Source organism: Streptococcus mitis, assembly GCF_905187535.1.
Taxonomy (GTDB): domain Bacteria; phylum Bacillota; class Bacilli; order Lactobacillales; family Streptococcaceae; genus Streptococcus; species Streptococcus mitis_BS.
The window spans coordinates 58,703-84,807 of record NZ_CAJJIE010000033.1 but is presented as its reverse complement, the minus strand read 5'-3'; the positions used below and the strand labels follow the sequence as shown (position 1 = coordinate 84,807).

The window sequence follows — 26,105 nt, the reverse complement described above, 5'->3', positions numbered from 1 at the left end:
GGTAATAATCCAAACACGAAACCAGTCCACGTTTTTCGCGGGTGCCCACGGAGGACTTACACCTCAGATGCACGACATGCCCATCGTACACAAAAAACGGTTCATTACCTAATATGGTAATGAACCGTTTTGGAGAATATAAAGAAAGATTTGGATTTGATAAACCTAACTCAAATTACTTATTAATGTACTGAGTAACGTTTTGCAATATCCGCGATATTATCAGCGATAAGATCTGAAGTCAAATGAGAGCCTCCATTATCCAACTCTTCAAACCAATTCTTCAATACAACATTTGTGACAGAAGAAACAGTATCAGGAGTAATGCGATAATTCTTCCGTAAAAACTGTTCTACCTCAACTCTAAGAGCTTGTTTTTCATTTGTCAAAATCATATCGTGTCCTCCTTAACTAAGATTAGTTTATTTGCAATTTTTTGATCACATATACAAAGTTGTGTATCACCCTGATATTTTCCCAAAAGAATATCAGCGGTTTTTTCTAAGGAATTTACTCCCTTGAAATAGTCATCTAAAGTGACTTTCAAACGAGTAACTTGACCATCAAGAACTGGGCCAAATACTGCTGAAAAATTATGAAAATTAATTCCAGCCTTAGCGTCTAACTTCAATCTATTTTTATAAACAAACTGAAAGTATTCTTTATCAATTTCAAAAATCTTCGTTTCAACATCATTAGAATCTTGAAACTGATAACTTAAAACGACAGGCTTTACGTTTGGATTAAAAGGAAGTTCATCTTTTGTTTTTCGCTGAGCCCATTTAACAGCCTGATCAAATTTAGATGTCACATAAAATCCTATACCAAAATCACAGTTTCGTTTACTATGATAAACATCTATTCCATCTTTTAAAGATGTAACCTGAGTAGATGTCGTTCCGTGATACCAAACGGCTGTGTTGCTAAATTGATTACTAAAGCTTAACTCTCCCATAAATTAATTATATCATTTTACTATAATTTATGCACGTACTATTTTATAAATTTCATCACAGAGCATATTCAAATAATTAGTAGCAATTTGATAAAATTTCATACATAGTTGTTATTATCACTAAAAAATAGGATTGCCTGCAGACAACCCTTTAAAACTTCCAGTAAGGCACGGAATCTCCTGATGAGTATTTTCTTTTTAGAGTCGGTATTACTCTCCGACTACTTCTAATTAAATTAGACTAGAAACGATACTGGTGTCAAGTAAAAACACTATTTCAGATTAATTTCTCTCAGTAGTGCTGCCACCAGATTACGAGCTTTTGGCAAGCGATAGAAACCTGTAGAACGTTTAATCCCAATCCTCGCAAACATATCTTCAATACTCTCATCAAACTCTTTAGCAAGCAAGCACAAAGTGATATCATACAAATCCCTATCTGCTTGCCTTACAATAGATTGACATCCTATCAGGCTATCACATCAAGATACTCAACTTGTATTCTCACTCTGATACTTCATCAGCACATAAGAAAAAGCCTTACCTAAAAAGCTTTTCTTAACACCTTTCGTTCCAAGGTTTCTAGGCTTTTACGAGCAGAGCAACACACTCCACGTGATGTGTATTCGGAAATCTAATTATACTATTTAACGTCTTAACACTTTTTAACGATTACATTATTTCAAGTATAGACTGACATATTATCATCACATGAATTCTTTCCACTTCTTTCAAGAATAGATAGAGTAGGGGATAATCTCTAGCCCCTCTCACACCACCGTACGTGCCGTTCGGCATACGGCGGTTCAACTAACTTTTAAATCATTTCGTTCTAAGTAGTAATCCAAGCATGAAACCAGTCCTCGTTTGATGAGGATTTGTTTTGATATAGCTCGTTTGAGAACTGACTTCTGAGCTACTAATTGATAATGTTCTCCCCAGCCAGATACCTTATCTACTATCCATTTAGGAACTCCTAACTTAAGCAATCCCCATAATCGTCTAGATTTTTTCTTCCATTGCTTCCAGACAATCACTCGTAGACGATCATCTATGCTGGTGACTATACTTTTCATATTTCCCAATGAGAAATAGTTTATCCATCCTCGAATTGACAAATTCAGTTGCTCAATACGTCTTGTTAAGTCTATACTCCATTTCCTCTGTGTTAGTCTCTTCAATTTAAGCTTAATATTGAAGAATACTATCTTGATGGGGGCGACTTTTCCAACCATCTGATGATTTCCAGAACCCAAAACCTAGATACTTCAGTTTACTTGATCTCACAATCTTGGTTTTAGTCATATTGTCTTTCAATCTGTCGTTTTCTCTTTCTAGCGACAGACCTCAAACTGTCTCTCCCCAGACTGTTTGAGTATTCCCTCTTCGCTCCACTTCCATTACAGAAGTTTCCTCACTACTATGGGCTCGGCTGACTTCTCATGATTCGTTGTTACTACGCTTTCAGCACTCATGAGACCTCACGGGATAAGTCGTACATCTTTCCTCGTTTATACAAGATATGAGGACGTTAAAAGGTTACAGTGAAAAAGATAAATCTTAGTCCGAATTCAATTACTCTCGTGATTTACGCATATAGGTTACGACTAGCTTTTTGGACTTTAGAGTTTCAGGCCCCCTTATCCGCTATATACGCCTTACTATCACGTTCCTGTTCGTAGAGCCACGATTTCACTATCCCTTCCTCTCCCCGCTACCTCACGTTAGTCAGGCTTGGGAATCGCTATTGAGTTCACCGGTAGCGGGTGCCCACGGAGGACTTACACCTCAGATGTACGACATGCCCGTAGTACCGAAAAAAGCACCCATAAGGTAAACTTTTAAGTGCTTTGAAACGTTGATATAATCGTATTTATTAACGTTTTGAGAATTGTGATGCCTTACGAACTTTCTTAAGACCTGATTTGGAAAGTATGGGTTTCAGTTGGAATAAAAACAGCGTAATATCAAGGTTTTTCAGAACTAAATCTACTTATTAATTTCTAAAAATATGAATCAATATTTTTTAAATAGGGGAATAATTTAGTTCAGTAAAAATTAACTACTGCACTTCAACATTATTATAGCAGGTTTTATTAGCATTCCCTAAAAAATGTAGAGATTAAAATCATATCACAGGTATAAAGTAAACGCATAAAAATAAGGATCAATCTAAATTCTTTTAAGAAACTATTCTCATTAACTATTTTCCATTTCATTCATTAATCCATTGATTAAGATGTAAATCAAAAATCACTAATAGTATCAGTGACCTTTGATTCTTAAATTGAATTTTGCTCCTTTAAAATAAAGTCTTTAAACGCATTATTGAAAATAGTGATAGCTTTAGAAGCTTTTCTGCTCATTAAGTAAGTAAAAGAAACGGGGGTTGTTACTGTAGTGGTTTCAAGATGAGCAATCTTATCTGTAAAAGTCTTTTTTAAGTAAAGGGGCAGAAAGGAAATGCCTTGATTCATTTCTATTAGTTTGGCAGTTACTGTAATATCATTGATAGTAGTGAAATCGGCTTCTGGGACTAGCTCAATGATTTCTTTTTTTAGATTTTCCCAATAGACGGGGTGGTTATCGGATAATATTTTATAGTTTTTAAATAATTGTAATTCGTCGCATTTGACTGTTGTTTTGGGATAAAAGAGGGCAATCTTTCCTTCACAAATTTGTTCGGATATGATTTTTTTACTATATGGAACTTCTCTATCAATACCAATATCGAATGTATTCGTTTCAATAGCTTGTTCAATATGGCTATTTAGTACGGATACAGAGATATCAATATCTGGATAGCGCTGAAAGAATTCCTGTAAAAATTGTGGTAAAAGGTATGTGGCAATGTAAAGAGATACGGCTATTTCTATATGAAATTGTTGTTTTTTATTTTGTAGCCTAATCTTTTGAATACTTTGCTCATAGGTTTGTATAAGATTTTCAGCAATCTCTATAAATTCTCTTCCAACAGCAGTTAGTGTCAAGTTTCTTCCCACTGTTTCGAAAAGTTGAACTTGAAGGTGCTTTTCTAATTTCTTAATTTGTTGATGTAGCGTTGGTTCGGTAAGAAATAGCTCTTCGCTGGCTTTACGATAATTGAGATGTTTTGATAATACCAAAAAAGTGTAATACCAATCTAAGTTCATAGTGACTCCTATTTATAAATTTTTTCTTAATGATTTCTAAACTTTTTTCAAATTTTAAAATACCTTGATATAGTATACCATATTATTAAAGATAAGAGCTCTTATCTAATAAAATAAGGAGTGAGGTAAAAATGAAAATTAAAACAACATTTAATAATATTTTACCAAAGGAGTTTGGAAAGGAAGCAAAAAGGGAAGATATAATGCAAGGAAATCCGGTTCGTTCTTTTGCTTTTGAAGTTGATAATTTACCCAAAGGTACTGAATATATCGCTTTTACTCTTATTGATTATGATGCCATTGCTGTTTGCTCTTTTCCTTGGATTCATTGGAGCGTTGCTGATTTAAAAGTTAATGGAGATAGTATTCAGATTGAAGAAAATATGAGCCGAATTGGTCAATTAATTCAAGGTAAAAATAGTTTTTCTAGTCAATTTTTAGATGGTGATTTTTCTGAAATTGATACAATGTTTGTTGGACCGACTCCACCTGATCGAGACCATAACTATACTTTGAAAGTGTTTGCATTATCAGAGAAAACAGGACTTAAAAATGGCTTTTGGGTTAATGAATTACTAAATAAAGTAAAGGATTTAACTTTGGGTACGGTTGAGTTAGACCTTATTGGAAAATGTTAAAGTCATGATTGGTAAACCTAAATAAATTAAACGTTTAGGTCTTGTTATTATCTTGTAAAACCAGTAAAGTAGCTAAATCTACTATTTTTAGGGGAGTTATTCACAAAGAAAATCAAACAGTTAGACTGAATGTTTGAGTATGAAAAAAGCAGATAAAAAATCCCTTGAGTAAATAACTTGAGGGATTTTAAAGGTTGGGATAGGGTATTGAAAAGCTCGTACAAAGTATAATAAAAATCCCCACCAAAATTTGAAAATCTATTGAAATGTATTGAAGTTTATTAGCAGAATACATAAGTGGAAAGCTTAATTTTAATACATTTAGAAGATTATTGAAAAAGAAATATCACACTTTCATTCTTATTAACTTATTAAAATTCTTATAACTGTATTTTGAATGATTTTCCCAACCAAGCAACCCTCTCTCTTATAAAATATATACATTCAGTTGTATGAAATGTAATATTGTTCTTATCAGACTTGAAACTTTTACTAATCCAACTATTTATCTTATACATTTAATTTAAACCTATAGTATCCTATTTTCTTAATATTCTACAGTGTAGGTTGTTTGGAGCATATCATCAACAAAAAAGAGAACGAGCCAAAACTTCGTTCTCCTTAAAATATAAAACATTACTATTAAAGTAAAAAAGATGGCTTACAGAACCTGTAAGCCACCTAGTCGGTCGGTTTATTCTGGTGTCTGCCACCGCTTGGCCCTTACGTCCAAGATTACTATCGGATTTCGTTCTGGTGTCCGCCACCGCTTGGCCCTTATGTCCAAGATTACTATCAGATTGACCATGAGCCGACCACTCATCTACACCATTATTCTAACGAATATGAGCTACAAACGCAAGAGAAAAACTTATTTTGGATTTATACACTATAGAAAACATACACTATCTTCAGATTGAACTTTTGTTCAAAATAAGCTATAATGAATTTAAGTAGAAACAGGAGGTAGAACAAATGGCTACAATCAGTTTAACACGTGATATAAAACTAACAAACGAAGATGCTCTAAAAATTCTTAATCATAAACCATCTAAAAAGCTACAAGCAGTCTTGAAATCTATTGAATCACAGGACGCTACCGCTCCAACGAAAAATAAACTCATTTCAAAGTATCTGTAAGATGACAATTCAAGTAACACCACTTAAGCAATATCTTGAAAATATTCAAGTGCTGGCTCCTGATAAAACTGAGAAACAAGTTCAGGAGCTATTTAAAACTATCATTTTAGAAAATGTTGATTTCAACGGTAATGAAGAGATGTTGACTTATCTATCTGATAAAGCTCCCAATTTTGAAAAACAACATCGTTCTCGTAATTTTATCGTTGAAGAAACTGAAACAAATAACATCATAGGATTCTTTAGTTTATCTCTCAAAGTTGTTGATATTTCTGATTTAGAGAAATCCTTAAAAAGGAACTCGTCCTAAAAGGGAAAAGTCCCAAAAATATTGATTATCTCCCTGTGTTACTTATCGGTCAATTCGGAAAAAACACAAAGCTAAATAAACTATCAGGACAAGAGTTATTTGAAATTGTAATTCAAAAAATTGAAGAATTTCGAGCAATTGTAGGAACTCAGATGGTATTTTTAGATAGTATCAATCATCCTAAAGTCATTCAATTTTATGAACAGTTCGGATTTGTTGCTTACAGTCAATTGATTAAAGACGATCATCAAGTAAGTTATCAGCCTATGGCATTAAATATGTCACTCTATAAAAAATAAGAATCATGTCACCTAAACTGATGACATGATTTTTTTATTTCGTTGTATAGGCAAAACTAATGGCACTATCTGCTTGAGAGATTTTTCTAAAGGTATAGTTAGGATTACCCCCATAGTTTGTCTCAGACACAAGGAAAGAACCATCATCATATACTTTCTCGACAAAAGCCACATGACCATAGTCTGCTGGTGTCCCATGTGTACCTCCTACAAAAGAAACAATGGCACCTGCTTTTGGTGTAGAGCCCGTTTCCCCACCAAGACTTGAAGCTGTCGCAACCCAGTCCTGACCATTTCCCATGGTATTAATGATTGAAATCTTCTCTCCATTACTTCCTTTTAATTTTAAGCCTAATTGATTCATACGAGCCGCAACACCCCATGTACATTGTCCATAGGCATAGGCCATACCATCTCCACCACCAGGAACAGAATGATCATACAAGTCCCCACGAACACCTTCAAGGGATTGCGGGTCACTCTTTGCCTGTCCTCCATTTGTTTGGCTAAAGCCTTTTTCAATTTGGTAATACCATTCCGTGGCTCTGGTTTGTCTTTCCAGTAGTTTGTCACCGGAATTTCCCTCCCAATAGGTGAGGAAGAGTTGGGCGAGATTGGCTGCACTGCCCGTATTTTTAAAGAAATCCTTTAACCAACTTTGATAGTAAGGACTATCCCCATGAAGCATAAAATCAAGTTGGAGGTCTAAATCATACCATTTCTTATTTTGGGTGCGTGCATAATTCAACAAGGCTGTATGACGTGTTGACCCATCTGCGGTATCTGTCCATTGCCCTAACCCCAAACCTCTATGAAGAATATTAGGATAAGCTCCTCCATAAATGGCTGGCCCTCCTATCGCTAACCAGCTTTCATCATCCCATGAGGAATCGGTAGCGCCAACTGGAGGAGATAAATAATCTCCTTCAGCTCGTTTAGGATTGATAGAAGACTCTACCGACCAATTTCCTAAAATAGCCGCAATAGCTTGGGGACTTGCTCCTTGAGATTTCAAAAACTCATAAATATGTTTTGCTCGTTCAAACTCATCCCCACCAAACTGACCAATTGCAGGTAAGATAGTGGTCTGAAGTTGAATGACTTTTGGAAAATAAAATTGCGGATTGACATACACCAATTTTTCTTTCTTGTTCTTATACTTTTGATAGGAAACTTTTAAACCTGTATCGTCTGGTGTCTCACCAATAGCATCCCCAGTTAAAACTCTCGTCCCCTCTATCGCACGGCCATTATGAATAGAATACAAGGTCAATCGACTCTCATTCTCTCCTTTTCCGTTAGTGAGAATAACATTGTCGCCATCTAGAGATACAACTCCATCCATTGGTGCGACAATCGTTTGGTGAGCCTTCGCTTCTAATAGAATGTACTCCTGAAGGGTAGGTTTTCCGTCTAAATCATAGTATCCATAACGATAAGTCATGGTTAGACTATCTTCATTGCTTTTCCCCTCAAATGGATTGTCCAATTCCTGCATAGAAGCATATACACCCTCTTCTTTTAGTTCCTTTATTTCCTCTTGATCGTCTTTTGATAGTTTATACTTAGGAGTTTCATAGAGGTCTTGCATGGATTTCAAATCATCCCCATCGTTTAAATCATGCCACAGAGTAGATAGATAATCCTTGTAAGTTTCTGAACTAAATAAGTGAACTGGTTTGTGTAACTCATAGTCATGGAATTTAAAGTTCATATACCCCATCACATCATCAACTTTTGTGTAATAGGTAATTCCTTTGTCATTGGTTCGGGTATGTTCTGCGTCTTCCCAAGTTAGGTGGGTATAAGCTTTTGTTAATTCAAATTCATCTTGTTGAATCAAACTAGCAGATGAAAATCCTAAAAAGAAGCTCATCATAAGTAAGAGAAGAAAGACCAATCCTCCAACTATCCAGGTTGCAGGATTTCCAGCCGCAAATGTAAAGAAGGAAAAGGCTGCTTTTAGTTTTTGATAGATATTTCGGACACTTGTAAGACCTTGTTTCTTTAATTTTCGAAACCGATTTTTAAAGGAACTTGGATTCTCTTTCGCTAGTTTCCATCCTTTTCCATCCTTAAAATGATGGTATCGCTCTTTTGTGTTGATCAGTCTTTTTTTGGTAAAACGCCCTGTTACTTGTCCTGTTTTGACACTAGCTTTTCCAAGATTATAAGAAAGCCGACTGTAGCGTTTCCCTTTTCTAATTGTCTCTTGAAGTGTGCGATAGCCTTCTAAATCTTCATTTTCTGAAGCTAACTCTCCTCCTTCACGTCCAAGGACATAGAGAAAGGATTTGGCTTTCCTACTGACTTTTTTGGACTTATAGGCTTGTTTAGTAGATTTTAGATTCTCTTTTGCGGCCTTGACTTCTTTCTTAGCTTTTAATTCTTCTAAACTCTTCCCTTGAAAGAAAAAATTAGATTTTTGTTTCGATTCCTGACCGTAGAGAAATTTTTGATTGGTTTTTCTTTCTTTACGACTCTCTTTTCTTTCTTCTTTGGCTTCTACCTTGGCTTCTCTAAATTGCTTCTTGGCTATTTTCAATCGTTTCCTAGCATGAGGTAATCGTCTGTCTCTTAATTCTTTGCGATTCAAAAGAGATGGAGGACTATTTTGAAGAATATGATTGTAGTCTTCATTTGCTTGTTTTACTCTCTCCTTTGAAGCTTCTCTCATCTCCTCTAGCTTTTCTTTTATCTCTTTTTTCCATGCTTTTTCATCCAGTACAGCGGAATCTTTTTTCTGTTTCCTCACCTCCTTCTTTCCTTGTTTCAAGAATTTCTTCTCATCTTTTAGACTTCTTCTAAATGCCTTTCGTGCACGTATGATTTCTCTTTTATCCTTCATTTACCTTCCCCTTAGTTAGAAGCCATTTTATCAGGATCCGTACTCATGATATCAAACAATTGAGTACCTTGAGGAATCTTATTTTTAAAGGGAACGACAACTGAACCAGCTTTTATTAGTCCTGCCCCTTTTTCTGGATTGACTAGGTATTTTTCGAGTTCTTTTGACAAGCCTAAGAGTTGAACCAGTTCTTCTCTATCATTTTTTGCTTGCTTGAGGAGAATCATAAATTCACTATTTGCAATAATCCGTCTACCATTTGGATCTAACAATAAGGTTTCGACGTTTTGAGTTATCCCAGTCGGACTGGCTCCATATTTTCTGACACGACTCCACAATTTAAAGAAGAAATCACTGGCATATTTATCTAGTAAGAGAAGCTGCATCTCATCAAAATAAATCCAAGTCTTCTTCCCTAATTTTTGATTCCGAACGACACGATTCCATATCTGATCAAAAACAACCATAAGAGCGATTTGTTTCAGCTCATCTCCTAACTTCTTAACGTTATAAATCAAGAAATTAGATCCTGTCTGAATATTGGTCTTATGAGAAAAAATATCAAGAGAACCTTCGACATACAGTTCCATATCAAGTGCCAAATTCTGCGCTTCTTCTTCTGGTTGTTGACTCAAGACAAAGACCCATTCTTCCAAAGAAGGCTCTTTAAATGACTGATAGGTAAGTCTAGTGACTCGGTCGATAATCGATTTTTCTCTTCCATCCATTTTTCTATCCAATAACTTGCCGATAAAGGATAAAAGAAATTCTGATTTTACCTTTACAGGATCTTCATCCATATTTTCCTCAGACAAGTCAAGGACATTGAGATAAGTTTGGGAATCGGGCGCAATATCAATCATTTCTCCCCCAAAAGCTCGTCCAATGACACTGTATTCTGCTTCTGGATCCACGATGATAATTTCGGTATTTTCACCAGATTCCTTGATTTTGGTCGTGATAATTTCATGCTTGGTTGCCATCCCTTTCCCAGCTCCAGATGTTCCTAAAATCAGACCAGACGGTGTATTTAATAGGCTACGATCAATGGTAATAATATTACTTGATATTTGATTGATACCGTAATATTTCCCACTACGGTCTTGTAAGTCTACTGAAGTCCAAGGAGAGTTCACTGCTACATTGGACGTTAATAAACTCCGTGATACTCCCTCTAAAAAATCGCAACCAAATGGCAGCAAACTATTAAAGGCTGCTTCTTGCATATATGGAAGTTTATCAATCATTAGGTCATTTGAGCCGGCCACTTGTTGAATAGTGTCTAGGGCTTGTTTGAGTTCTTCTTCATCCTGACCAAAAACACCAATCAAGAAGACTGTTTGAAACAGTTTATCTCCTGTCTCTGTCATGGTTTTTAAGAGTTCCTCAGCTTCATCGATATTGCTTTCTAATACATGGCCTACTTTTTCCAAATAGATACCTGTACGAGCAAGTTTTTGTTGTTCCCCTATCTTTTGGGATTCCATCAAGGTCTTCTTTGTTCGTAGTTTCTTCATGGCATCCGCCTTGGTCGAACTTTGAGCATGGAGGCTCACAATCAATTCCAAATCTCCTTGCATGAGGTCTCTGATAAACTGATCTCCTAATTCCATACCGTAGTCTCTGACATAGACAATCTGCAATAAGCGGTCATTGATTTGTAGGTAATTCTTGTTTTTGAAATCTAAGAGATTAGGAGCTATAAAGTGACGAGTTGTCTGACCCGATCTCGTTAAATCACGGTAAGAAAACGGAAGATGGTGTTCTCCTCTAAGCATATCTGCCAACAAGTTCACACGGTTTTCTCCAGCCAAGGATTCAAAGCGAGCATCAATTTCTGAAAAACCACTCTTGAAATATTCTCCTATTTGGGACAGGGAACGATAGGCTTGTTTGGGATTAGAATCCTTTCTACCAAAGCTAATCAGTTTCACAGCTGAAAAGTTATTTTCACCACTGTCTAAATTCTGATTCATCATCCGATTCAATTCTTTACGATAGGTATCATACCCATCTTCTTTTTCCTCATACAGAACACTCTGTCTAAACTTTTCTAAATTCAATCTTTTATTAAAGATGGTCAATTGGAAGTTGGTTTGGTCATCTAAGGAGTTAATCAAATCAGAATACTTCTCAATGATTGCGCCTTTATCTTCTAAACCAACTGTCTGGTAATTGACATCACCAAGTAAATAGCTTTGTGAGAAATAATCTTCTTTCACCTGCATCAGACCATTTTGATACAGGGCTTGATAGGAAAGGCTATTCGCTGTAGAGGGTAAAATTTCCTCTTTTTTCCCTTTAACTTCTTCCTTTTTATTAGTCATTGAAGCTTTTTGTTTCTTTAATGTATTTGATTTTCTTTTCATGTTCAGGTCCTTTCTTTCCTGTAATTGTGCGTAGGGGAACCGTTAATTCAAAATGAAGACGGTATTTCAAATAATGTTCAAAATATAAATCATTGGGTTTATAGACTCCAAAAAGCATGAGGGGGATGGTAAAAGCAAACACAAAACCGTAAACAAACCAATCTCCAAATTGCCAGAAAAAGAGATTCAAGCCCAAAACAATAATTGTGACAATAAAGGCTGGTAAAACAAAGATGATTTGTCTTGTGGTGAAACCTAACCAAGCCCTGTGTTGGTATTTTGAGATATCTTTAAAGACACGTGTATTCATGACTTTCCTTTCTAAAAAGGCTAAGAAGCAATCACTTCCTAGCCTTTATCTAATTACATACCTAAAATTGAGCGAGCCGTACGTTGAGAACCAACGAGGGCAATAATCAGTAAGATAGCTTGTATCAAACTACCAAACATAATCGCAAGAGATTGCAGGACTCCTGCACCATTTGAAACAGCTATTTTCCCAGCAGATTCAAACAAAGGAACAAGAGAAACAATCAGAAAAATGAGAACCCCTTGTACCGCATAGACCATAATATTTTTTAAATAGCCAATACCAATAGACTTCCATTCATCACTTAAAAATGTTGGAATCGTAAGAGGGGCAAATGGGATCATAAGGTAGAGTTGAATAAATCGAATAGATACCAAAAGATTGACCATGGCTGCACTTACTATCCGAACTAGCCAAATGAGGAGGGCGAAAAAGCCCACAATCATCCGGCCAATAAATCCTGAACCTTTTAATCCAGAGATGGTATCATACTTTGCCCCACCGTGAGCCACAATCGAGGCCACTTGTTCAATGGCGTGACTTGCAATCCCAATGATGGCTTCTACAATAACGGTAGTATTGGTAATTACAACTGCGACCATAATATAACTAATCAACATCGGCGCTAATGCTTCAAAGGTCATCGCTCCTCCTGAGTTCGCAATTTTCTTTGCCATCTTCGAAAATTCTAAGATGAGAACAACTGATAAAATCGCAACTCCAAGAGGCTGCATGACACTTTTAGTAATACTAGACATATAAGTCCAAACGGTTGGGTTATAGCTAGATAGAGATTTAATCAAATCTACCGTAGATTGTAAATCTACATTAAATCCTTCAAATAAATTTTCAGCTGATATTTTTTCAGATGCAAGGTAAACAAAGGGTGAGACTAAACTAAGATTCATGTCATTGTTGATCCTCCTAAATAGAAATCTGGGTTACAAAGGCTCCAGCAGCCCCTACCATAACTCCACCGACAATTTCCAGAATGGCATTCCGAACACCTGGTCCACCATCTTTAATGTTGGTTGCAAGATTGACAATCCCCACAACAACGAGAAAGGCACCAACCGCAATCAAGCCCTTCTGTAACAAAGACATAGCTTGTGCAAACATAGCACTTGCGTCTACTCCATAAACAAAACCTTTAAAATGCGTAATCATCTATTTCCTCTTTTCTATTTTTATTTTAAACTAGATTCAAAAGTTAAATCACGAATTCTAAGGCCTTCAAGATGATTTTCTTGACTTTGATTCAAAGGATTGATTTGATAGTTCCACCACCGTTCATCAGTTTCTTGATTGGCTAGGTACTTCCAGTTTGGATGCTTGATGGAATTGTACTTTTTACTTTTAAAGACAGGCATATTGGCAATTCGAACCAGGCATTCATGCCGTTTCATATTTCCGACTTCATCAGGTGTCATTAAATCACGAGCAATCTTTTGATGAGAAAGGGATCCTGAACCTGTCTGGCCAAAGGAACGACTCGTATTTCGAACATCAATGGTTTGTTTACCGAGTAACCCACTCATAAATTTAAAGGTATCTTCATCATTACCACCTAAGTAGACTAAGCTATCACAATTTCCAAGAATGGTTTTCCAAGCGTCTTTTTCTTTATAGAGCCCTTGAAGTTGGGCAATATTTTGAAGAATGGGAACGAGACTCATATTCCGAGAACGGACTGTTGAGGTTTGTTCAGCAAAATCTGGGATTTCTCCGATATTTGCGAACTCATCTAAGTAGACTCTCACATGAAGAGGCAATTGACCCTTAAAATCAATATCTGCTTGTCTTGTTAGGGTTTGAAATACGGTTGAAAAAAAGAGGGCTGAAAGAAAGCGAAAGGTACTATCGTTATCTGGGATAACTAAGTACACCATTGATTTTTCCTTACCCCATGTCTTCATATCAAGGGTATCTCTTTTGGTCAAATCCATGACACTTTGAATATTGAAGAGGGCAAATTTAGCAGTGGTTACAGCTATAACAGAATCCAGAGTCTTATCCTTATAATTTTGGAAATCTGCCCAATTTCGCATGGTAAAATTTTCAGTCCCATACTTTTTAGCATAATTTTCAAATAGAATTTCTAAGACACTTTTTTCTTGGTTTTCACCCTTGGATAAGTGTTTAATGAGTTTTGAAATTTCAGCAAAACTTGGATAACGCCCTCGTTTTTTTCGCTCTTCCACTTCTTTTTTTTGACGTTTCAACAAGTTTTGATATTCCTTTTGACTCAAACGACTCTCTTCAATGAGCTGTTCTCTTGTTTTGGGTGGATTATAGAAATCGACCAAGTAAGAGGCTAAAGCTCGAACCAAAGTCATAGAAGCTTCATCCCAAAATGGATCACTACGGGAGCCAGAGCCTTTGGTGTTATTAAAATAAACCGTCAGCATGCGATTCAAATCATTTTCTGTCTCTATATAGCGAAAAGGATTGAAGCCATCTGAGTTCTTCATATTGACTAAATCTAATACCTTTACTTGGTAGCCATGTTCTAAAAAGAGTTTGCCTGTTTTTTCGGCCAAGTGATCTTTAGGATCCACTACAATATTAGAACTATTCATCTGAATCAGATTGGGTTTCACAAAGCGAAATGTCTTCCCACTTCCTGAACCTCCGATCACCGCAATATTCTTATTTCTATCATATTGGGGTGGTTTTTTATCTAATAATGTCAAACGAACATCTTGTGCTAAGATTGTATCATGAGAAAATTCCTTACCGTAAAAGAGCTTCTTTTCTTTTAGAGTTCCAAAACGGGCGCTCCCATATTCTACTCCTTCTCGGTATTGTTTTTTACCAGTCTCTAAATAGAGATAAACCAGCAACATCATCACAAAACCTAGTAGAAAAAAAGCACTTGATTTTCCAGTAAAAGAAACATTCCATGGTGACTGAAGAACTTCATCTTGACCTTCCATCAGGAGATAAGTCCATTTATCTAGGGTATCTCCAGTATAGGAATCATACAAAAGCGTCAAACGATGAAAAAGATAGCCTAGTAAGATGCCTAACAGTGAGAATAGTAGGAATTTCTTTCCACTGTACATCATCTCACCATCTCTTTCTGTTTGACGGCTCCTTCTTGTCTAAAGGTTATTTGGGATTTAGCCTCATCAATTGCATCGTCTAATGACTTATCCATGGTAAAATCAGCTAATTTCTCCGGATCATTAACCATTTTTTCTAACAGATGGTCTAAATGATTATCTAGAATCGAACGGTCTTTCGTGTAGAAATGCAGAGAATCTCCTTGCCAAGCGATGGCTAAAGGAATCTCTTCTTTTTCTAAAAAAGCTTTAAATTTCTCTATATCAATTGGTTTGTCTAAGAAATCTTTTTTCAGATTAATCGTATCAATCGAATAAGGAGATTGTAGCAATTCTTCTAATTTCTGCACCCCTACCTTATAGGCAGAATCTTGTGCTAAAGCCTGACGTCTAGACCATTCTAGAATCTTTAAAAGACTTTTTACAGTAAATAAAAGACTACGCTCAGCATATTGAACTGCCATTCGTTCCTGTTGTTCAGAGGACATCTGATGCCTCCTTCTTAACAAATAGCAGCTTTCCTTCTTTATAACGATAAGCTATCAATTTCTGACGTTGCTTAATCGACTTGACAACCTGCAGTAGATCTCTCGAATAAGGTTCTCGAAGAGTAACTTCTACTGCTTTCCCATCAAAGATACCAACACGTTTAAATTCAATGTAGTCTTTTTTGAGATGTCCTAAGCCCATACCAAAAGGAAAGTGATGAATCAATTGGATGGTACAACCACCTTTATTTCCCATTTGTTTCAAATCATACAAGTTTACTACCTTCATGATTAACTCCTTTATCTAGTTTGTCGCATCGTTTAAGTCTGGTAACGATAAACTCCGTGTCTGTTAGAAAATTCTCACACACGTCTTGTGCCAGTTGCCCTTCACAGGGAAATACTCTCAGTCCCTACTTACACAGGCACGCTAATCAAGACGGAGTGGATTCAATTTTCAAAGAACAGGTAACTTTATTATAGATAAGAGTAGTTGAAATTTTTATCACATTTTTGGGGTTGATGGGATGCAGTTTACTATTTACCTATTTATAGAAAATATGATTGAAAAAATCTTGAACAATTTTTCAAACCACAATTAAACTAATATTTTTCGGTACAAAAATCTTGACTTAGATATACTAAGTTTGTTTTTTTCACGTTTTTTCATTGTTTTCAATTATTTTCAATAAAAATATTGACAAAAATATTAATTAATGATATTTTTAATAGAAGGAGGAATTAAATATGAACATCTTATTGGTAAACGGATATCAAAAACATGATTTCTGTAAAGGCGAACTTAATTTTAGCTTATACAATATTTTTTTAAATAAATTACGGCATCATCATAATGTACAGCTATCTTCAGTAGAATCATATGATATTATTGATGAAAGAAATAAGTTTTTATGGGCTGACCTAATTATTTTTCAATTCCCAATTTATTGGTTTAATGTTCCAGGGAAATTAAAATTGTATCTTGATAATGTATTTGAATATGGGCAGTTTTACTCATTTGCTGATAAATATGGAACTGGTGGACTCATGAAAGGGAAAGAATATATTATATCTTCAACATGGAATGCACCAGAATATACTTTTAATGATTCCAATGAATTTTTTAATGGTAAAAGTGTAGACGAAATTCTAATATCATTTCATAAAGCAATGGAGTTTTGCGGATTTACACAAAGAGAAACTTTATCATTTCATAATGTAGTAAAGAAACCTAACTTTGAACAATACAAAGCAAAACTAGAACAATACATTGATGACAAAATTAACAAATAATTAGTTTTAATATTAAAAAGGTGAAAATGTTAACAATATTCAACTTTAAAAATAAATTAAGTATTCATGAACAATTAGATCTGTTAAAACTTTTCAATGAAGGAAATGTTAAAACAGAATTAATTATTTCACCAATAATACCTGTTAACGACAATGAATATTCTTTTTCAATTGCTTCGCAAAATATTGCTATCAAGGGTCGAAATGTTGGTGATTTAACTTGTGAACATCTCAATTACTATAATATAAAATATGCATTTATCGGCCATCTAGAACGTCAAAAATTCTTAAATGAAACTAAAGATATCATTCGTTCAAAAATAAAACAGACATTAGTTGGAAATATAACTCCTATTATTTGTTTTGGCAAAGATAAAAATTATATTGCTGAGATACATCAACTTTTATCAGGAATTCAATTTCAAGGTAAAGAAATTATTTTAGCATATGAAATTCTAAGTGCAACATTGAGTGGAAAAAAGGACTACAGTTTAGAAGAAATTTCTAATCATTTAACTATGCTAAAAAGGTATTTGTTCATATCTAGTCAAATATATAATTTTAAATATAAATTAGTATTTGGAGGAGGTGTACAATGTAAAGACATCCCTGAAATTATTAAATTAGGATTTGATGGAGTATTGATTGGAGATCGAACAAATACGTTATTAGAAGTATTTAATTTTTTAAATCAAAAAGAATTTTCCAACTAGTAAAAAATAAAAAAAGGAAAAAGTCATGACAAAAACAATTCTTGTTACAGGTGGAGCTGGCTACATTGGCTCCCATACCGTTAAAGCTCTTTTAAATGCTGGCTACCAGGTGCATGTCCTAGATAATCTCTCTACAGGAAATCGTTCGGCTGTAGATAGTCGTGCTAGCTTTAAACAACTGGATGTTTATGATGCTAACGCCTTAAAGGCTTACTTAGAAGAAAATCAAATTGATGCTGTTCTTCATTGTGCAGGTGAGATTGTTGTGAGCGAAAGTATTGAAAATCCAAGTAAATACTTCACTGCCAATGTTGCTGGTATGAACCAAGTTCTCAAAGTCCTATCTGAAATTGGCATTCAAAAAATCATGTTCTCTTCGACTGCTTCCCTCTATGGTAATAACTGTATTGACAAGCCAGCTACTGAAGATACCCTGCTCGACCCTGTCAATCCTTATGCAGAAACAAAACTGATGGGCGAACGAATGATTTACTGGATGGCCAATCGCTATGATTGGAAATATGTCATTTTCCGTTACTTTAATGTAGCTGGGGCTGAAATGGATGCTTCAAACGGTCTGCGTGTGAAAAATCCAACTCACATCATTCCCAATATCAACAAGACTGCATTGGGACAAAATGATAGCTTGAAAATATTTGGAGATGACTACGATACACGTGACGGTTCATGTATTCGAGATTACATTCATGTCTTGGACCTTGCACAGGCTCATGTTAAAGGAATGAACTACCTATTTCAAGAAAACAGTTCTTCTCAAATCTTTAACTTAGGAACTGAAAAAGGCTATACCGTCAAAGAAATCTTTAAAACTGCTGAAGAATTACTGGATCAAAAAATCCCACACGAAATTGTTGCTCGACGCGCTGGTGACCCAGCCAGCGTCCTAGCAGATGCATCAAAAGCTAAACGATATCTTGACTGGCAAGCTAGCTACTCCCTCGAAGATATTATCTTATCAGATTATCGTTGGCGTGTTAAAGAAGGCAAAAACATTTTGGAGTCATAAATCGTAACCAGCTCTCTGTGAACTACACCTCATGAAACAAGACTGAGTTATATTTACTTAACAAGGTGAGACTGGGCAAAAGTCTTTAAAATTAGAAAACGCATAGTATCAGGTGTTGAAATCCTTGATATTATGCGTTTTATTGTCGAAAAATTTGCTTTGTTTTCTCCTCAAATTGAGTTTTTGTCCAGCCTTACTTTTATTCATAAAATATTCTACACTATTAAATTCATGAGGTAATTTCTCAAAGTAACTTCCACTTTCCTGACCAAAGTGGAAGTTAGCCTAAAACGGATTTTTATGGTGGAATTAAGTGTGAGACGTTTGTGGTAGAAATGAGGCCTACTATGATCAAACATAAACACCTTACCCTTTCAGACCGTAATGATATCCAATTAGGTTTAGAGCGCGGAGAAACCTTCAAATCTATTGGGCAATTTATACTAAAAGACCCAACTACTGTTTCCAAAGAAGTGAAGTGAAGTGAAACGAAACAGACAAGTCCGAGTGTCTACCTGTGATAACCTTCCTTGCTCTCTACTCGATAAGGCTCCCTTTGTCTGTAATGGATGTCCTAAAATATCAGATAAAATAACTTTAAAATATAGAAGATATATATTGACTGTAACTATAATTGATTTAAATTTATAACTTCATCTGCTTGATTCCAAATATCGGGATTATGAGTTGCAATGATGATTAGACGATTTTCATTTTTCATATCTAATAATAATTTCATAATTCCTTGTGAAGTCGTCGGATTGAGTGATGTAGTCATGATTTCAATTTTTTTCTCAAGATGGCCATTTCACCTTTCTTGCCTTAACTGGTTTAAATCGAATCTTATTAATGAGTCTAAGTTCTATTTCTCTACAATCTGTAACGGAGGTATCATTGATTTTAAGGCTTCTTGGAAAGTATTGATTACCTTTTTCATGTGATAATTCTACTGTATAACTGATACCATTACTTAATTTAAAGACTACAAAATAAATATGATCTCTTTTAAATCGGCGACCGACTCTTCTATTCAAAATACCATCAGTTGTATAGAATTTACACTCCATTACATGTAACATTTGATAGAGTAACAAGGTTCCAACTATTTTGAATTTATTTTCGTTGAACCAACCATTATCAGCTTTATTAAGACGTTCCAATGTCCAATCATCTTTTAATCCTTCAAAAATACTCCCTGCATTATTAGTTGGTAAATTAACATGATGTTCTCTAGATAATCCTAAAAGATGAGGAATGGAGGAATTTGGGACTGATAGAATAATTTCAGGACAGTTCTCCATATTTGTCTGATAAATATATTTGTACTGAGAAACATTTTTCTCAATAGTATTGGCCAAGCAATCCATCTTAACATTGAGAATATCAATCTTTCCATCAAAAGTCTTTAGCCATTCCAAAGTATAAGTCATTTGAATTTTCTCCTAAAAAAGAGAAGGAAGCTCCTGCTTCCTTCTCTCCCACGTATTGAGTTTCACCTCACGCTAGATATGCCCTATCTGTTCCTCAAGGGTAGGCAGTCCTGCTATTCTTTTTCTCAACAAACAGTCTGAACTGAGAGCGGAGCCCACAGGCGGGTGCAGACCATATCCACTAGCCCACAAGTAATTATATCATTTAATTACCTTCATTATACGCAATTAGTCCATATTTGTCAACAATTACATTCATTATGAATATCTAAATAAATCAGGCCACCTATTTTAAAAAAGCAGCAAGCTATAAACTAATAGGTTCCACACTAAATGTAGCCCCATACTACCCCATAAGTCCGATTTATAGCGTACCATTCCTAAAAACATTCCCAATGAAACATACAAACACCAAGCTAGAATGGTTCCTGGATGATGAGCTAAGGCGAACAAAACACTTGTCAAAGCAACTCTAATATCTAATTTTCTAACCAAGTTCCATAAAATTTCTCTATACAGAAATTCTTCAACCATACTCGCATTGATTAAAAACAATAAAAATGAAAAACAAGGAACTTGATATTGAAGCCCAATTAAGTTTGCTTGATTCGTGGTTCCTTGAGCATGGATTAGGCTAAAACATAGACTTATAATCAGTAGGCTAGCTAATCCAATACCAAGCCATTTCATCCTAGATTTCATATCGATTTTATGCGCTTGTTTACGTTGACCATACATCCATAAAAAAGAAATGAGCGATGCACAATAGAAAATCTGTAGTATAGTTAACTCACCGATACAAAGCAATTTCAGTAAGTATAGTGATACCAATAGGACATTTACTTGTTGGAATATATAAACTGGAATTATTCTTTTCATAGTTACCTCCGAAATAAATCTTCATAATCTAAATCTAATACCTGCACAATCCTTTCTACCCATGGACTTTGAGGCATTCGTTGTTCCATCTTATAGTGGCGAATCTTTTGATACAAACGATTCAATTCACTTGGATAGTGAAACTCTCCCGCAAACATTTTTCTGGTTAACTCAATCCAGCTAATATTTCTTTCAGCCAAAATAATGGACAAGTTCTCCCAAAATCGTTCAGCCATATTGCTTCTCCTTTAGTTAGATAAATAATGTGTTTGTGCCATGTAAATCAATTGTTTCGTGTCTCTTGGCAATAAAGCTCTAGCCTCTTCCAAATTCAGATTTGGATAGACTCGCTTATTTGAAACCGCAAGAGGAAGTCTGATGGTTAGTTCAGGATTTTTTAAAATCATCTCAACGAAATCCGTTAATCTTAGATTGTCACGGTTCTTAAATCGTAATAAATTGGGAGATAAAAACTCAAAACAATCTGAAGAATAGCTCATCAGCTCAATTAATTTGTCCTTTGTCATCTCAGAAACTGAATGACAAGATACCTCGATGCCATAGTTTTGGAAGAAGTCTAAAAGAAGTTGATTTCTTTGGATATTTTTACTTAGATAGAGATCAATCATGGGAGACCTCCAACAAATTTGGTTCCATTTGATATTCTGAGACGACTAAGGAATCTAATAAATTTGCGAAGTTAATCGGTTTCTTGGCTTCATCATAAGCTTTTACAGTTACTTGAGTTGTAAGTATTCCCTCTTTTCCCTCGGCTCGATAACCTTGTCCATATAAAACAAAAACAAGATTCTGATTATCATCTACAAAGGCATCAGCTCCGTTCTTTATATCCTGACTTTCAAGGAATTCCATAACGTTTTGAAGATAGGATTCATAAAATAGTGGGTAATTATTTTTTTTATGGTAATCATCTAAAAATGTCACCTCAAACTCACATGGATAATTAGGCATTAAAAATATTTGTTCATCCAGCTGTTTGATTTCTGCATCATGTAATTCTGTTTCTAATTCATCACAATCTAGTATTGATTCTTTATTTAATGCTTTCATCTTTTTCCTCTATTTCTTTTAATTTCTTTGCGATTGCGGCAATCACAGGAACGGTTACACTATTACCAGCTTGTTTATAGAGCTGACTATTACTAGAGACTTTTCTAGCAGCTTCAAAAGCCCAATCAGGAAATCCCTGCAAGCGAAAACACTCTTTAGGAGTGATTCGTCGAATTCTCAGACGGTAAAATTGTCCATCTATTAATACACCGGCTACATGATAAACTTGTTTATCTTCTCCTTCATAGCTAGCAACTACTACTCCCATTTGTCCACTAGTTGTTAACGTATTAGCTATACCTTTTCCAACTCTACCACGACGATACTGTGAACTTGGTCTTTCTAAATTGATTGAATCTCCAATCTCTGCTTGTGCATATCCTTTTTTAGTTGCCTCCCGGACTTTTAAAAATTGGATTGGTTCTGGAATCAGTATTTTGGGGATTTTATCTCCACCTTGCATCGTAGTCAGTGTTGGAGATAAGCCCTCACTTCCATAGACGCGACCGGTCTCCTTAAAGCTAGTTGGTAAATCTCCAACAACGATAATACCATGGCGATCCTGAGTATTTAAAGTAAACATCGTCTCTTGGTTTTCCTTAAAGCGTCTCCCATTTTGTCTCTTGTCTAATCTGTCTGGTGTCATACAAGGAATCGCAATCTTAAATCCTTCTCCTTTCCCACGAACTAAGGTTGGCGCAAGACCTTCTGAATAATAGACTTTACCACTCATTCCACTTTTTGATGGATTCAAGTTTCCTAGTGCTTTTAAAGTCTCAGAGTTAGTTTCTTGACCTTCTCGTCTGAAAGGAAATAGGAGTCGGGTACCTTTCTTTCTAGAATGTCCGATAATAAACACCCTCTCTCTGTTTTGGGGAACGCCAAAATCCTTACTGTTAAGCACCTGCCACTCAACATCAAACCCCAACTCATCAAGCGTGGTAAGGATTGTGGTGAACGTCCGTCCCTTATCGTGATTGAGTAGGCCTTTAACATTTTCAAGAAAAAGAAAACGTGGTTGGATTTGTTTGGCCGCCCGAGCAATTTCAAAGAACAAAGTACCTCTAATATCTTCAAATCCCAATCGTCTTCCTGCGATTGAAAATGCTTGACAAGGGAATCCCCCACAGATGACATCGACTTTCCCTCTAAGTTTTTTAAATTCATCATCTGAAACATCTCGTATGTCATGAAATTCAATTTCTCCTTCCGTTTGAAAAATGGACTTATAAGATTCTCTAGCAAATTTATCAATCTCACAAAATCCAATACACTCATGTCCGACACTTTCCATTCCTAGTCGAAAACCCCCGATACCTGAAAATAAATCAATAAATCTCATTTCTTGATCACCCCTTTCTTATCGACTACCATTGTCAGAACTGTCACTCCACTTGAAATGACAATAAGCATAACTAATATCCACTCGATTGGCGACATTTAACCACCTCCTTTTCTAACACGGTTATTCCAAACAGAATACAGGCCATTAAACACAAATTCAGCAAGTACTTCCGCTCGTCTAACAAAGCGAACATTGTCAAGAGCATACTGATAGATTCTCTCAAAATCAGTCATAGCAATTTCACTGGCTGTTTCAGAAAAACCCTCTCGTCTAAATTGATCTTGTACCAATCCCCAAATATAATCTCGATCATATTTTGTGACCTTTTCTACTTTTCTTTTCAAGATAGGTTGAGTATTCCTATCCTCCTCATTCTCAATAAATAAAGAATCAGTCTCACTAACTTCAGTCTCACTAACTTCAGTCTCACTAGGGGCTGAATATGAGACGGGGGCCGTTTCATTTTCAACCTGGCCTAGTCTTTTTTTGACACTAGGCCTGTTTGAATTACCTACCGGGGTAGAAGACAATTCCCCTAAATAAATCTTATTAGCTAGCCTTCCTTTCTCACTTGAAGACTGTTGGACTTCATCAATTAAGTCATATTCTTTAAGAGTTTTTTTGATGGACAGTAATTTTGACTTCGAACAACCTAACAGCCTCATCAGTTTAGAATTAGAAAATACTAAATAAACCGCTCCTTCTTCATCTATCCAACCACGACTGAGAGATAATTCTAAACGATCTTTTAAAATAGAATAAGCCACCTTTACTTCTAGTTTCATATCCATATATTTCTCATCCTCAAAAAGAATTTTAGGTAATTTATAATACCGTTCTGAAGTTTGGTATTGATTTGCGGTTATTCGTTTCATAGCGCTCCTCCAAGTTCTTTGAGTATTAAATCCCCACTTGATTCCAATCGAACCAAGCCACTTTTTTCTAATTCAGCCATACGAGAGATGGCTTCAACAATATCAATTCTCATTTCACGTACTAAAAATGAAATGACAATATAGCGTGATGATTGTAATTCTTTTGTCATTTTCCCTCCTGAAAATAAAAAAACGGAAAGATTGTGAAATTCCTTTCCGTAACATAATAAATATTTGAACACCAAACTCAACACCAAAAAAATGTTTTTATTGATGATTATTGCTCAATCAAGCACATATAACAATGTGAAGAATTAAAATCTAAACCAATAAAAACCCTTGAATTTCAAGGGTTTTAAGCATTTATTCTACTTCACAATGTTTTATTATTTTAAATCTTCTAGACCAACCATTGAATAGTAGCCATAATATATCTCCTTCGGGTTGAAAAAATTGTAAAAACGTTTTCTTTCTTGCCTTATATTCTATCATAAATTACTCTTTTTTGCATAAGCTTTTGTCTAGAAAAGCTACTTTATTAAGAAAAATTGAATGCAATCTCATTTTTTGATATATTAACCTCCGAAAAATAGTCATCTCTAATCCATGAGATTATTAAATATAAACTTAGTAGTATTCTCTTGCAATTAAGTTAATTATTCAGCTGATAAAATAGCTTTTAGAAGTACTATTAAAATAGCCATAATTTTATTTATGAAACTAACGTGTAATAATCTGATAGAAATAAAATTAGAGAAGACATTCATGTCCTCTCCATCAACTTTTAATCACTCATCAAATAATTTCTCCAACTGTCTGGTTGCTGATTCAATCTCGTAGCCATTTTCATCTATCAGCTGTTTCACCTTTTCTGTATCAAGCTCTCGATGATTTCTGACCGACAAAATCTTATCTGCCCATTTTTCAAGAGAATCTTTCAAAGACAGGCTGTTGTCATAGTTATCTAGTATTCTTGCATCTGGTAGATGATTTGCTGTTACAACAGGCAATCCATTTGCCTGAGCTTCAATGAGTACAATTGGCAATCCTTCAAAATGAGATGGGAAGAAGAAAACGTCTAGAAGATTTAGCATTTTTCCGACATTAGTGGTCAAGCCTGTAAAAATGACTTTGTCTACTACTCCATATTCTTTTGCCACATTTTCTAAAAATGCAGTATCTCCTCTTCCAATAAATACTAGACGAGAATTTGGTTCTTTTTTGACGATTTCAGAAAAGACCTTAACACAAAAACTTTGATTTTTTTGTTTTTCATATAAACGGGACACTTGCCCAATGACCAAACAATTTTCAGGGATCTGATACTCCTTTCGAAGTTGGGCTTGCATTTCTTGATCATATAAAAATTTCTCAACTTCAATGGCATTATGAATAACTAAGGCCTTTTTTCGTTCTTGACCATGATAAAAATGGTTCAATGCTTCTGTTCCGCAGGCCCAATAATCTGTCGCATATTTGCCGACAAAAAATCGATTGACTGGATGAATAAAGCGATAAAATTTATCTGCTGTAGCACAATGTCCATGAACGATTCTTTTTTCTATCCCATATTTCTTTGCCAATTTTAAAAATTCTAAATGTGTCAAGCCATTTTGATTGGACCATACAATATCATAACGATGAGCATTTTTCTTAAAAAAATCATCCCATTCTTTTAAGGCTTGCTGGATATGAGGTCTTAACTTGGGGATTCTATGAACGACTAGAGGATTGCGACAAAGCTTTTTAAAATGATCACTAAATTCAACATCTTCAGGACCTTGTAGTAAAAATTCTAGTTCAAATTCAGAGGTATCAATATGGTTATAAAAATCTAGAACAATTTTTTCCAAGCCACCAACATCTGGAACCAGACCACAAACCAATATTCTTTTCAT

General features: G+C 35.2%; 29 protein-coding genes and 3 pseudogenes. 9 read left to right on the top strand and 23 right to left on the bottom strand.

Going from position 1 to position 26,105, the window contains the following annotated elements; translation table 11 throughout:
• Window positions 1–182: 182 nt before the first annotated feature.
• From JQ841_RS04825 to JQ841_RS04805, 5 genes and pseudogenes are all read right to left on the bottom strand, one after another.
• Window positions 183–395: a hypothetical protein gene (locus tag JQ841_RS04825; RefSeq protein ID WP_033680325.1), complete on the bottom strand. Its 213-nt coding sequence runs from the start codon at window positions 393–395 to the stop codon at window positions 183–185.
• Entirely contained in the window at window positions 392–955 is a 564-nt protein-coding gene (locus JQ841_RS04820) for a DUF3990 domain-containing protein (RefSeq protein WP_203180279.1), read from the bottom strand. The genes JQ841_RS04825 and JQ841_RS04820 overlap by 4 nt, the downstream gene beginning before the upstream one ends.
• A 272-nt stretch (window positions 956–1,227) precedes the next feature.
• Window positions 1,228–1,407, bottom strand: a pseudogene (locus tag JQ841_RS04815) (hypothetical protein); the annotation flags it as partial.
• 354 nt (window positions 1,408–1,761) lie between these two features.
• Window positions 1,762–2,272 (bottom strand): annotated as a pseudogene (locus JQ841_RS04810) (group II intron maturase-specific domain-containing protein); the annotation flags it as partial.
• Between the two features lie 965 nt (window positions 2,273–3,237).
• Window positions 3,238–4,107 carry a LysR family transcriptional regulator gene (locus tag JQ841_RS04805; RefSeq protein WP_203180278.1) on the bottom strand — a complete coding sequence of 290 codons (870 nt, stop codon included), beginning with the start codon at window positions 4,105–4,107 and terminating at the stop codon, window positions 3,238–3,240.
• A 131-nt stretch (window positions 4,108–4,238) separates the two neighbouring features.
• Here JQ841_RS04805 and JQ841_RS04800 point away from each other — a divergent pair, with 131 nt between their 5' ends.
• The 5 genes from JQ841_RS04800 (at window position 4,239) to JQ841_RS09925 (ending at window position 6,494) form a co-directional block, all read left to right on the top strand.
• Window positions 4,239–4,745 (top strand): YbhB/YbcL family Raf kinase inhibitor-like protein, encoded by a 507-nt coding sequence (locus JQ841_RS04800; protein WP_203180277.1) that lies wholly within the window; start codon window positions 4,239–4,241, stop codon window positions 4,743–4,745.
• 656 nt (window positions 4,746–5,401) lie between these two features.
• The gene (locus JQ841_RS04795) at window positions 5,402–5,665 is read left to right on the top strand and encodes a hypothetical protein (protein WP_203180276.1); all 264 of its coding nucleotides are present in this window, start codon (window positions 5,402–5,404) and stop codon (window positions 5,663–5,665) included.
• Between the two features lie 55 nt (window positions 5,666–5,720).
• Entirely contained in the window at window positions 5,721–5,885 is a 165-nt protein-coding gene (locus JQ841_RS04790; RefSeq protein WP_000201399.1) for a hypothetical protein, read from the top strand.
• Window position 5,886: 1 nt separating this feature from the next.
• Window positions 5,887–6,195: a hypothetical protein gene (locus tag JQ841_RS09930; protein WP_238395596.1), complete on the top strand. Its 309-nt coding sequence runs from the start codon at window positions 5,887–5,889 to the stop codon at window positions 6,193–6,195.
• 35 nt (window positions 6,196–6,230) lie between these two features.
• Complete coding sequence (locus tag JQ841_RS09925) at window positions 6,231–6,494, top strand: hypothetical protein (RefSeq protein ID WP_238395595.1); 264 nt, start codon at window positions 6,231–6,233, stop codon at window positions 6,492–6,494.
• A gap of 34 nt (window positions 6,495–6,528) precedes the next feature.
• Here the strand turns inward: JQ841_RS09925 and JQ841_RS04780 are convergent, their stop codons facing one another.
• The 8 genes from JQ841_RS04780 to JQ841_RS04745 are packed head-to-tail and all read right to left on the bottom strand — an operon-like array spanning window position 6,529 to window position 15,863.
• On the bottom strand, window positions 6,529–9,342 hold the full coding sequence (locus JQ841_RS04780) for a phage tail tip lysozyme (RefSeq protein ID WP_203180275.1): 2,814 nt from the start codon (window positions 9,340–9,342) through the stop codon (window positions 6,529–6,531).
• A gap of 11 nt (window positions 9,343–9,353) precedes the next feature.
• A complete protein-coding gene (locus JQ841_RS04775; protein ID WP_203180274.1) occupies window positions 9,354–11,711 on the bottom strand; it encodes a VirB4-like conjugal transfer ATPase, CD1110 family in 2,358 nt (785 codons plus the stop codon).
• Window positions 11,662–12,021, bottom strand: coding sequence for a PrgI family protein (locus JQ841_RS04770; RefSeq protein WP_014713383.1), 360 nt, complete (start codon window positions 12,019–12,021; stop codon window positions 11,662–11,664). The genes JQ841_RS04775 and JQ841_RS04770 overlap by 50 nt, the downstream gene beginning before the upstream one ends.
• Before the next feature lie 53 nt (window positions 12,022–12,074).
• A complete protein-coding gene (locus tag JQ841_RS04765) occupies window positions 12,075–12,929 on the bottom strand; it encodes a VirB6/TrbL-like conjugal transfer protein, CD1112 family (protein ID WP_001054256.1) in 855 nt (284 codons plus the stop codon).
• 16 nt (window positions 12,930–12,945) lie between these two features.
• Window positions 12,946–13,188 (bottom strand): hypothetical protein, encoded by a 243-nt coding sequence (locus JQ841_RS04760; RefSeq protein WP_000627865.1) that lies wholly within the window; start codon window positions 13,186–13,188, stop codon window positions 12,946–12,948.
• A 20-nt stretch (window positions 13,189–13,208) separates the two neighbouring features.
• A complete protein-coding gene (locus JQ841_RS04755) occupies window positions 13,209–15,086 on the bottom strand; it encodes a VirD4-like conjugal transfer protein, CD1115 family (protein WP_203180293.1) in 1,878 nt (625 codons plus the stop codon).
• Entirely contained in the window at window positions 15,086–15,574 is a 489-nt protein-coding gene (locus JQ841_RS04750; RefSeq protein ID WP_000093683.1) for a hypothetical protein, read from the bottom strand. Before JQ841_RS04750 ends, JQ841_RS04755 begins: the two co-directional genes overlap by 1 nt.
• Window positions 15,564–15,863, bottom strand: coding sequence for a hypothetical protein (locus tag JQ841_RS04745; RefSeq protein ID WP_000869753.1), 300 nt, complete (start codon window positions 15,861–15,863; stop codon window positions 15,564–15,566). Before JQ841_RS04745 ends, JQ841_RS04750 begins: the two co-directional genes overlap by 11 nt.
• Before the next feature lie 458 nt (window positions 15,864–16,321).
• Between JQ841_RS04745 and JQ841_RS04740 the strand changes: the two genes are divergently transcribed.
• The 4 genes and pseudogenes from JQ841_RS04740 to JQ841_RS04725 all read left to right on the top strand — a co-directional run.
• Window positions 16,322–16,867, top strand: coding sequence for an NAD(P)H-dependent oxidoreductase (locus JQ841_RS04740; protein WP_050262080.1), 546 nt, complete (start codon window positions 16,322–16,324; stop codon window positions 16,865–16,867).
• A gap of 26 nt (window positions 16,868–16,893) precedes the next feature.
• A complete protein-coding gene (locus JQ841_RS04735; protein ID WP_203180273.1) occupies window positions 16,894–17,580 on the top strand; it encodes a triose-phosphate isomerase in 687 nt (228 codons plus the stop codon).
• Between the two features lie 25 nt (window positions 17,581–17,605).
• Window positions 17,606–18,607, top strand: a complete 1,002-nt coding sequence (gene galE / locus JQ841_RS04730; protein ID WP_203180272.1) for a UDP-glucose 4-epimerase GalE — start codon at window positions 17,606–17,608, stop codon at window positions 18,605–18,607.
• 347 nt (window positions 18,608–18,954) lie between these two features.
• Window positions 18,955–19,186, top strand: a pseudogene (locus tag JQ841_RS04725) (helix-turn-helix domain-containing protein); the annotation flags it as partial.
• Window positions 19,187–19,235: 49 nt separating this feature from the next.
• On the opposite strand, the gene JQ841_RS04720 reads toward JQ841_RS04725, so the two are convergent.
• The 10 genes from JQ841_RS04720 to JQ841_RS04675 all read right to left on the bottom strand — a co-directional run bounded on the left by JQ841_RS04720 (window position 19,236) and on the right by JQ841_RS04675 (window position 26,105).
• Complete coding sequence (locus JQ841_RS04720) at window positions 19,236–19,346, bottom strand: hypothetical protein (protein WP_000771459.1); 111 nt, start codon at window positions 19,344–19,346, stop codon at window positions 19,236–19,238.
• Window positions 19,347–19,401: 55 nt separating this feature from the next.
• Window positions 19,402–20,037: a hypothetical protein gene (locus JQ841_RS04715; RefSeq protein WP_203180271.1), complete on the bottom strand. Its 636-nt coding sequence runs from the start codon at window positions 20,035–20,037 to the stop codon at window positions 19,402–19,404.
• Between the two features lie 291 nt (window positions 20,038–20,328).
• On the bottom strand, window positions 20,329–20,916 hold the full coding sequence (locus JQ841_RS04710) for a CPBP family intramembrane glutamic endopeptidase (RefSeq protein ID WP_203180270.1): 588 nt from the start codon (window positions 20,914–20,916) through the stop codon (window positions 20,329–20,331).
• Between the two features lie 2 nt (window positions 20,917–20,918).
• Window positions 20,919–21,152 carry a hypothetical protein gene (locus JQ841_RS04705; RefSeq protein ID WP_000840776.1) on the bottom strand — a complete coding sequence of 78 codons (234 nt, stop codon included), beginning with the start codon at window positions 21,150–21,152 and terminating at the stop codon, window positions 20,919–20,921.
• A gap of 12 nt (window positions 21,153–21,164) precedes the next feature.
• Complete coding sequence (locus JQ841_RS04700; protein WP_203180269.1) at window positions 21,165–21,545, bottom strand: thioredoxin domain-containing protein; 381 nt, start codon at window positions 21,543–21,545, stop codon at window positions 21,165–21,167.
• Window positions 21,538–21,987 carry a hypothetical protein gene (locus JQ841_RS04695; protein ID WP_203180268.1) on the bottom strand — a complete coding sequence of 150 codons (450 nt, stop codon included), beginning with the start codon at window positions 21,985–21,987 and terminating at the stop codon, window positions 21,538–21,540. The genes JQ841_RS04700 and JQ841_RS04695 overlap by 8 nt, the downstream gene beginning before the upstream one ends.
• Window positions 21,971–23,329: a DNA (cytosine-5-)-methyltransferase gene (dcm, locus tag JQ841_RS04690; RefSeq protein WP_203180267.1), complete on the bottom strand. Its 1,359-nt coding sequence runs from the start codon at window positions 23,327–23,329 to the stop codon at window positions 21,971–21,973. The genes JQ841_RS04695 and dcm overlap by 17 nt, the downstream gene beginning before the upstream one ends.
• Window positions 23,330–23,427: 98 nt before the next feature.
• A complete protein-coding gene (locus JQ841_RS04685; protein ID WP_203180266.1) occupies window positions 23,428–24,207 on the bottom strand; it encodes a replication initiator protein A in 780 nt (259 codons plus the stop codon).
• Window positions 24,204–24,377 (bottom strand): hypothetical protein, encoded by a 174-nt coding sequence (locus tag JQ841_RS04680; protein ID WP_203180265.1) that lies wholly within the window; start codon window positions 24,375–24,377, stop codon window positions 24,204–24,206. Before JQ841_RS04680 ends, JQ841_RS04685 begins: the two co-directional genes overlap by 4 nt.
• 618 nt (window positions 24,378–24,995) lie before the next feature.
• Complete coding sequence (locus JQ841_RS04675; RefSeq protein ID WP_060628376.1) at window positions 24,996–26,105, bottom strand: glycosyltransferase; 1,110 nt, start codon at window positions 26,103–26,105, stop codon at window positions 24,996–24,998.

Excerpts from the sequence above, each read along its gene's own strand:
- JQ841_RS04780 (WP_203180275.1), bottom strand. The coding sequence starts at position 9,342 with ATGAAGGATAAAAGAGAAATCATACGTGCACGAAAGGCATTTAGAAGA.
- JQ841_RS04745 (WP_000869753.1), bottom strand. The coding sequence starts at position 15,863 with ATGAAGGTAGTAAACTTGTATGATTTGAAACAAATGGGAAATAAAGGT.
- JQ841_RS04800 (WP_203180277.1), top strand. The coding sequence starts at position 4,239 with ATGAAAATTAAAACAACATTTAATAATATTTTACCAAAGGAGTTTGGA.
- galE (WP_203180272.1), top strand. The coding sequence starts at position 17,606 with ATGACAAAAACAATTCTTGTTACAGGTGGAGCTGGCTACATTGGCTCC.
- JQ841_RS04820 (WP_203180279.1), bottom strand. The coding sequence starts at position 955 with ATGGGAGAGTTAAGCTTTAGTAATCAATTTAGCAACACAGCCGTTTGG.
- JQ841_RS04805 (WP_203180278.1), bottom strand. The coding sequence starts at position 4,107 with ATGAACTTAGATTGGTATTACACTTTTTTGGTATTATCAAAACATCTC.
- JQ841_RS04755 (WP_203180293.1), bottom strand. The coding sequence starts at position 15,086 with ATGTACAGTGGAAAGAAATTCCTACTATTCTCACTGTTAGGCATCTTA.
- JQ841_RS04720 (WP_000771459.1), bottom strand. The coding sequence starts at position 19,346 with ATGAAATTATTATTAGATATGAAAAATGAAAATCGTCTAATCATCATT.
- JQ841_RS09930 (WP_238395596.1), top strand. The coding sequence starts at position 5,887 with ATGACAATTCAAGTAACACCACTTAAGCAATATCTTGAAAATATTCAA.
- JQ841_RS04795 (WP_203180276.1), top strand. The coding sequence starts at position 5,402 with ATGGCTTACAGAACCTGTAAGCCACCTAGTCGGTCGGTTTATTCTGGT.
- JQ841_RS04790 (WP_000201399.1), top strand. The coding sequence starts at position 5,721 with ATGGCTACAATCAGTTTAACACGTGATATAAAACTAACAAACGAAGAT.
- JQ841_RS04705 (WP_000840776.1), bottom strand. The coding sequence starts at position 21,152 with ATGGCTGAACGATTTTGGGAGAACTTGTCCATTATTTTGGCTGAAAGA.
- JQ841_RS04700 (WP_203180269.1), bottom strand. The coding sequence starts at position 21,545 with ATGATTGATCTCTATCTAAGTAAAAATATCCAAAGAAATCAACTTCTT.
- JQ841_RS04685 (WP_203180266.1), bottom strand. The coding sequence starts at position 24,207 with ATGAAACGAATAACCGCAAATCAATACCAAACTTCAGAACGGTATTAT.
- JQ841_RS04825 (WP_033680325.1), bottom strand. The coding sequence starts at position 395 with ATGATTTTGACAAATGAAAAACAAGCTCTTAGAGTTGAGGTAGAACAG.
- JQ841_RS04710 (WP_203180270.1), bottom strand. The coding sequence starts at position 20,916 with ATGAAAAGAATAATTCCAGTTTATATATTCCAACAAGTAAATGTCCTA.
- JQ841_RS04775 (WP_203180274.1), bottom strand. The coding sequence starts at position 11,711 with ATGAAAAGAAAATCAAATACATTAAAGAAACAAAAAGCTTCAATGACT.
- JQ841_RS04695 (WP_203180268.1), bottom strand. The coding sequence starts at position 21,987 with ATGAAAGCATTAAATAAAGAATCAATACTAGATTGTGATGAATTAGAA.
- JQ841_RS04770 (WP_014713383.1), bottom strand. The coding sequence starts at position 12,021 with ATGAATACACGTGTCTTTAAAGATATCTCAAAATACCAACACAGGGCT.
- JQ841_RS04680 (WP_203180265.1), bottom strand. The coding sequence starts at position 24,377 with ATGACAAAAGAATTACAATCATCACGCTATATTGTCATTTCATTTTTA.
- JQ841_RS04760 (WP_000627865.1), bottom strand. The coding sequence starts at position 13,188 with ATGATTACGCATTTTAAAGGTTTTGTTTATGGAGTAGACGCAAGTGCT.
- dcm (WP_203180267.1), bottom strand. The coding sequence starts at position 23,329 with ATGAGATTTATTGATTTATTTTCAGGTATCGGGGGTTTTCGACTAGGA.
- JQ841_RS04750 (WP_000093683.1), bottom strand. The coding sequence starts at position 15,574 with ATGTCCTCTGAACAACAGGAACGAATGGCAGTTCAATATGCTGAGCGT.
- JQ841_RS04735 (WP_203180273.1), top strand. The coding sequence starts at position 16,894 with ATGTTAACAATATTCAACTTTAAAAATAAATTAAGTATTCATGAACAA.
- JQ841_RS04675 (WP_060628376.1), bottom strand. The coding sequence starts at position 26,105 with ATGAAAAGAATATTGGTTTGTGGTCTGGTTCCAGATGTTGGTGGCTTG.
- JQ841_RS04740 (WP_050262080.1), top strand. The coding sequence starts at position 16,322 with ATGAACATCTTATTGGTAAACGGATATCAAAAACATGATTTCTGTAAA.
- JQ841_RS04715 (WP_203180271.1), bottom strand. The coding sequence starts at position 20,037 with ATGACTTATACTTTGGAATGGCTAAAGACTTTTGATGGAAAGATTGAT.
- JQ841_RS04765 (WP_001054256.1), bottom strand. The coding sequence starts at position 12,929 with ATGAATCTTAGTTTAGTCTCACCCTTTGTTTACCTTGCATCTGAAAAA.